This window comes from Anaeromyxobacter sp. PSR-1, from assembly GCF_000964525.1.
In the GTDB taxonomy this organism is placed as follows: domain Bacteria; phylum Myxococcota; class Myxococcia; order Myxococcales; family Anaeromyxobacteraceae; genus Anaeromyxobacter.
The window spans coordinates 1-5,490 of sequence record NZ_BAZG01000243.1 but is presented as its reverse complement, the minus strand read 5'-3'; the positions used below and the strand labels follow the sequence as shown (position 1 = coordinate 5,490).

The following is a 5,490-nucleotide window of genomic DNA, read 5'->3' as shown; positions in this document are numbered from 1 at the left end:
CATGCTTGCCGAGACGCAGCAGGCGCGCACCACATGGACCGGGTTTCCCCCGGACGCGGTGGCGGTTGCGGGCAACGGCGAAGGAGATCTCCTCGTTCTTCGCGCCGGACGAGACGAGATCGAACGATGGCGCCATGAGACGTGCGACGTCGTTCCAGCGTCCGGACTCGACCTGAGCCTCTAGGAGAAGTCAGGGCCACGCGCGGCTTCCACGTGCGCGGTGTCAGTTCGTGATCTGCCGAGGCCGTGCGCGTCTGCACACGACGGCGTCTAGCGGCGCTGTTGCGCCGTCGCAGGGCTGAACGAAGAAGCCCCCGGTTCCAGGGAGGAACCGGGGGCAAGATGGAGCGGGAAAAGGGATTTGAACCTGGAATATCGCGCGCCGTTTCAGGCACTTACGCGGTACCCGAAAACGCTCCAGAGAGCCCCTCGCGGCCGCAGGAGGCGTCGGGTCACGTCTCTAGGGAGACCGTCGGAGGTGACACCGCGAACGGCGAGAACGGGTTGCCGATCGTGACCCCCGAGTTGTTCCTCGAGGCCGGTCTCATCGTAGCCAAGCGTGCGTCTCGTGCGCTCGCCGAGGCGTCGCTGGTCGAGGAGTTCCTTCGCCAGGCTGTCCGGCAGGTAACCGCCATCCGCGGGACCGCGTCGGCGAGCGCGAACCATGGATGAGATCGGCTCAGTCTCGTTGACGTGCTCACGCTCGATGACCGCGGGAAGGACGTGCTCCGCGGGCGCGTGCATACGGGCTGCGGCGCACGATCCAATATCTCCGCCGTGCTCGGAGGGCTTTCGAGCCTATACTCCGCGCAGCTTCACAACCTTGCCCCCCACCCGCGCGACGACTTGGAGCTCTCCGCCGAGCCCTTCGACGTACCGCCGCAGCGTCGACAACAGGTGATCCTCGCGTCGCTCGGCTCGCGACAACTCAGACTGCTTCATCTTCGCAGCGCGGGCTACCTGCTCTTGGGTCTTGCCGGTTGCCTGCCGGAGCTCGCGGAGGTTCATCTCAAGGATCTCGCGCTCCGCAAATCGCTCGGCCTCGGCGATCTCCTCGCGCGTGAAGAGCTTCTTCTCGATCTGCTTCCAGCTCTTGGTCTTGGCCTTCATCGCCCGCTTCCCTTCTCCAGTTCGTCGAGGTGCGCCTCCCATAGCTGCTCAGCTCTGGAGATCGTCCGTTCGTAGAAGCGCTTGTCGTTCCCCTTGTCGCCGCCGAGCAGGAGCAGCGCCTCCCGCCTAGGATCGAACGCGTAGATGATCCGGAGCGGGCTTGCGCCGCGTTTCGGGCGAAGCTCGCGCAGCGGGTGCTTCGTCCCCTTGAGGGCGCTCGAATACGGCTCCCCGAGCGCGATGCCCACCTGCTCGAGAATCTTCACGACTTGGAGCACGGCCTTCTGCTCTCGATGGCTCAAGCCCTCGATCCACTGCTCGAACTCGTCGGTCGCATTGACGACAGCCATGCGGTTCTCTACCGCTCCCGTCCGACATCGAGCTGACCGACTATAAGCTTCAGCTCATATGTCGTCAAGCTCATGTCCGGATTCGAAGGGGGTAACCGTTTGCGGCCCAGGACAGGGGCGCCGCATCCTCGACTGCGGGGAACAGACTCGTAGCGCTACAGAAGAAGGGATACTTGCAGCGCGTGAAGCGCCGCACCCAGTTGGCGACCTGTTCTGGGATCCCCGCTCGGTTCGGTTCACTTAAAGGTTCACAGACACTTCGCTCGCTTTTCGTGGAATCGAATCGCTAGAGGGCGCCTTGCGAACGAACGGCCTTTCGGATCTCGTTTACCGCACCACCGAGCGCCTGTCCGAGCGTGCATCCACCCTTGCAGACGTACGTTACCGGGGTGATACCCAGCAGGTCGCTGGGGATTTTAAGCGTCGTGCCCTTCTCGCGGAGCATGAACACGCGCTCGCGTCCCAGGCGCGATACGAAGAGCCCCATCTCGAAGATGACGTTATCCCTCGGCCCGTCCTGGGTGTCGCCTCTGCTCGCAATCTTGTCGTCCGGTCCGAATACAAACAGTGCGAAGTCGGAGTTCTCCACTTCGACCAGCAGATCGTCGATCAGCACGCCCGAAGGGCCAAACACATCTTTGGTCCATGGGTGGAGTGCGAGTGCGTGATCGTGCTTGAATGCCTCCTCCAACTCGCCGACAACGGGTAGGCCCTCAGACGATGAGCCGACGAACATCACGGGGACGTCATTCGCCGGACGGTGGAAACGTTCACGCTGCCGCAGGCGATTGCCTGTCATGTCTGCGATTGCGCGCCAGAATTTAGCTGAACCCTCCCCCGCGGCGACAAAGTCGGGTGCGCTCACCTTCAGGCAGAGCAAGGGCGTACGTGCCTTAACGGTGGCCGACCGACGGGCGGTGGGATCAACGGCCACCATTTCGCCGATGACCTCACGCGGCCCTCGTGTGGCGACTTCGCGGTTGTTTACGAACACGTCGGCGTCGCCGCTGATGATGAAGAACACGTCGCTATCTGTCGCGCGCTGCGCGACGACCGTCTCGCCGGCAGCAAACTCGACCAACTCGCCGGTACTCGCCAACGCCTGCGCGATCGCGTCGTCGTGTTGAATGATGCGCTGTTGCGCTAGGGCAGCGATCAGGTTCGGCCTTCCGGATGTCCCAGCGAAACGGTCTTTCATCGTGCACCCTCAGTATTCCAAGTGCGTGTCAGGTATCGAGTCTGTGTGCGGTGATGCCGCCGCTACTTCTCGCCGCGCATGAGCGCTTGCGTTAGGTGCGGGTGCATCCGATTGAGGTCGCGGACCCGCCGCCGAATCGCACGAAACTCGTGCCGGACACTTCGCACCACGACCTCGCAGCAGTCCGCGAACCGCCTGCCCGTCCCACAAGGGCACGCCGTTCGATGCGCCGGTATTTCCCGCTGTATCGCAGGGTCGGCGTAACGTTGCAGAGCCGGATGAAGTCGGTCGCGCTGATCCTCATATAGTCCGTCCGGGAAGTGAGAGCGCGCTGGGCCCGGGTAGGTTCCGCCATGCTTTCGCAGCACTACGCGCCAGAGATGTATTGCGACCTGGGTGATGAGTTCGGGTAGGCCACCCTCTGCGTAGTCTATGTCGCCACTGTTCCTCACCTGCAGGCACAGCTTGCCTCCGGGGACGTGGTCATCCACGGTTAGTGCGGCCCCAAGATCGTGGCCGACGACGGTAACTGTCGGATCGCTCGACTTGCTCGGGAAGTGGAACGGCAGCTCGACTCTCAGCTGAAACGTGTAGTGGCCGCCTGATGGTCGCGGAATGCGTGCTGGCCCGGTAAGGACATCCGGCTCGGCTTCGATCCAGTCGGGCTCACGCGCCAGGAAGGCGGAGATCTCGCGCTTCCGACGGGATCCCACGGGCTCGGCCTGTAGCTCGCGATGTCCATCACCCGGCATGGTCAGCTATTCGCCGTATGAACGTGCCGGCTTGGAACCGCCCTCTGTGACGGGTGTGAACGTGGCGCCGGCCGACAGTGAGCCGCCCACCTTGATCCGAGCCGGGAACGAGTCGACAGTCTTCTTCGCCTCGAGGCGGTCGATGTCGATGTCTGAGACGCGCCTGCCAGCTTCGAGGGTGAAGTGCTTCTGAAGCGCGGGCTCGATCGCCTCCCACAACCCCACCGTGATGGCGGTGAATCCGTCCTTGCATCCGCGCTGCAACTCGTCCGCTCTCGCGACGGACCTGCCAACGACGATTACTTCCTTGTCTCCTTTCAGGCCAACGCGCCCAACCAGAACCTTGCCTAGATCCGCCCCGTTTGCCATATCGAGCGTCTTGAGCTCCGGGAAGAGATCCTTCGCGACGTCGATCGCTGAACACAGCGCCGCGGCAGCTTCCACCGTCTTGCTGGTGAACCTCCCAGTGCTCCGCAGTTCATAGAAGAGACCCTGAACGCGATCACCTTGGAATTGGACGAAGTCGCCGCCGTAATCCACCTCGACGATGGCCTGCATCTCAGTTCGAAGCGCGTGAAGGTGCTGCAGAGCGATCTTCTTGGTTGCATCGTCCGTGAGGCCTGCGACATACGCAGTGAACCCGGAGACGTCGCCATAAAGGGTGGCCGCGCTCGAAAGCCGCGCGACTCGCTTCCCGAGACGCTCGTAGTCGATGGCCTCGCGCACGTCGACGATCTCGAATGATTCAATCGGATGAGCGTCGACGTCCTCCTTCACGGCAGACTCGAAGCTCTCTGGCAGTGGGTCACGGTCGGCTGCCGCCGGAAGATCATCACGGTAGCCCTCTGCGCTAGCTGCGAGCCGCTCGCCGGGCGAGCCGGTGAGTACCTTCGCGGCGTCGTTCGCGGGTGGGCCGACGAACAGGAGTTGGCGATTGTTCCGGCCCGAGTTCATCGTGGCGATGGCGTCACCGGAAGCTATTCCGGCCTCGAACTCGAATCTGATGTCCGTCTGGAGCCGTACGAGGGCGCCGAGTTGCCGCAGTTGCTCGACGATGGTGACGGCGGCCACAAGGCGCGCCAACTCTGCACCCTCCTCAGTGTCGTACGGCTTGTGCACGATGAAATGGAGGCGTGCCCCCTGGAAGTGAATCCGCACCGCGCCGGCGTGTGTCCTGAGGACGCGCTCTGCTTGCCGCTGGAACACGGCGAGATGCCGAAGCAGCTTCTTGAGTTCAGATGTGTTCTCGCGGCGGTCCTCCAGCAGCTTCTGGAAGTTCGTAACGTCCAGGTACACGTGCGCCGCGGTCACGATCCGTGCCTCTTTGAGCGCGAGGTTCTCGAGATCCATCTCGCGCGTCAGGGGCTTCAGATCGACATCCTTCATTCCATCGAAAGCATCCTTCATCCGCTTCTTGGCAGTTGAACGGTCCCACCCCATCGTGCCCTCCTGTTGGCGTCTGACCGACGGCGAGCCACACGTCACCCGGAGCGACCCGGGCGCGCGTGCGATCGCGAGCGGGTGTTCGGTGACTCGGCTCGGGTACCTTTTCTACACCTACCCCCTGACATCGCCGTCACCGCGTCACCGCGTCTGTCTCGCCGAGTAGGCCGAGGCAGTGGCCGAACCGACGTCGTAGTTCAGCGATGCGGGGCGGCCGCCCTCGCGACGTGTTGTGGTTCCGGTGAATGCGGTGTTGGACCACGTGGTCCAAGATGCTCACTCGAGGTGATCCCGGGGGCTGGGTCCCGGAGTCACCAGGGAGGGAGCACGATTGGGATCAGGGTTGGAATCGGGATTCCAGCCCGTAACTCCGCGAGAACGCGGCGGCCCAGCCCCGCCGCCCGCCGATGTGATCGTCGCAACGCGCGGGGTGCCATCAGCCCGACCCCTCACTCTCAACCACAGAGAGTGAGGGGTCGGGTTGCTGGCACCCTTGAGCTTTCAGTGAATGGAAGGGCGGCGGGGCCGGATCTAGGACCACGTGGTCCAAACTAACCAGTCGGATAGGGAGTTGGTGGGGTCGAGATGGGAGAGAAAGTTGTCGGTTCGGGTTGGCGGCATGATCTACTCGGGGGGG

The 5,490-nt window shown here is 63.4% G+C and carries 6 protein-coding genes; 1 reads left to right on the top strand and 5 read right to left on the bottom strand.

Going from position 1 to position 5,490, the window contains the following annotated elements; translation table 11 throughout:
* Window positions 1–504: 504 nt before the first annotated feature.
* Complete coding sequence (locus PSR1_RS24105; RefSeq protein ID WP_160309045.1) at window positions 505–672, top strand: hypothetical protein; 168 nt, start codon at window positions 505–507, stop codon at window positions 670–672.
* 126 nt (window positions 673–798) lie between these two features.
* On the opposite strand, the gene PSR1_RS21355 is transcribed toward PSR1_RS24105, so the two are convergent.
* From PSR1_RS21355 to PSR1_RS21340, 5 genes are all read right to left on the bottom strand, one after another.
* The gene (locus tag PSR1_RS21355; protein WP_059439382.1) at window positions 799–1,110 is read right to left on the bottom strand and encodes a helix-turn-helix domain-containing protein; all 312 of its coding nucleotides are present in this window, start codon (window positions 1,108–1,110) and stop codon (window positions 799–801) included.
* Complete coding sequence (locus PSR1_RS21350; RefSeq protein WP_059439381.1) at window positions 1,107–1,460, bottom strand: type II toxin-antitoxin system RelE/ParE family toxin; 354 nt, start codon at window positions 1,458–1,460, stop codon at window positions 1,107–1,109. Before PSR1_RS21350 ends, PSR1_RS21355 begins: the two co-directional genes overlap by 4 nt.
* Window positions 1,461–1,746: 286 nt before the next feature.
* Window positions 1,747–2,658, bottom strand: coding sequence for a TIR domain-containing protein (locus PSR1_RS21345; RefSeq protein ID WP_059439380.1), 912 nt, complete (start codon window positions 2,656–2,658; stop codon window positions 1,747–1,749).
* 62 nt (window positions 2,659–2,720) lie between these two features.
* Window positions 2,721–3,410: an SEC-C metal-binding domain-containing protein gene (locus PSR1_RS25045; protein ID WP_152643409.1), complete on the bottom strand. Its 690-nt coding sequence runs from the start codon at window positions 3,408–3,410 to the stop codon at window positions 2,721–2,723.
* A gap of 6 nt (window positions 3,411–3,416) precedes the next feature.
* Window positions 3,417–4,817: an adenylate/guanylate cyclase domain-containing protein gene (locus PSR1_RS21340; protein ID WP_059439379.1), complete on the bottom strand. Its 1,401-nt coding sequence runs from the start codon at window positions 4,815–4,817 to the stop codon at window positions 3,417–3,419.
* Window positions 4,818–5,490: the final 673 nt, after the last annotated feature.

Bases quoted from the DNA above. Each gene is read 5' to 3' on its own strand.
- PSR1_RS21355 (WP_059439382.1), bottom strand. From the start codon at position 1,110: ATGAAGGCCAAGACCAAGAGCTGGAAGCAGATCGAGAAGAAGCTCTTC.
- PSR1_RS25045 (WP_152643409.1), bottom strand. From the start codon at position 3,410: ATGCCGGGTGATGGACATCGCGAGCTACAGGCCGAGCCCGTGGGATCC.
- PSR1_RS21340 (WP_059439379.1), bottom strand. From the start codon at position 4,817: ATGAAGGATGCTTTCGATGGAATGAAGGATGTCGATCTGAAGCCCCTG.
- PSR1_RS21350 (WP_059439381.1), bottom strand. From the start codon at position 1,460: ATGGCTGTCGTCAATGCGACCGACGAGTTCGAGCAGTGGATCGAGGGC.
- PSR1_RS21345 (WP_059439380.1), bottom strand. From the start codon at position 2,658: ATGAAAGACCGTTTCGCTGGGACATCCGGAAGGCCGAACCTGATCGCT.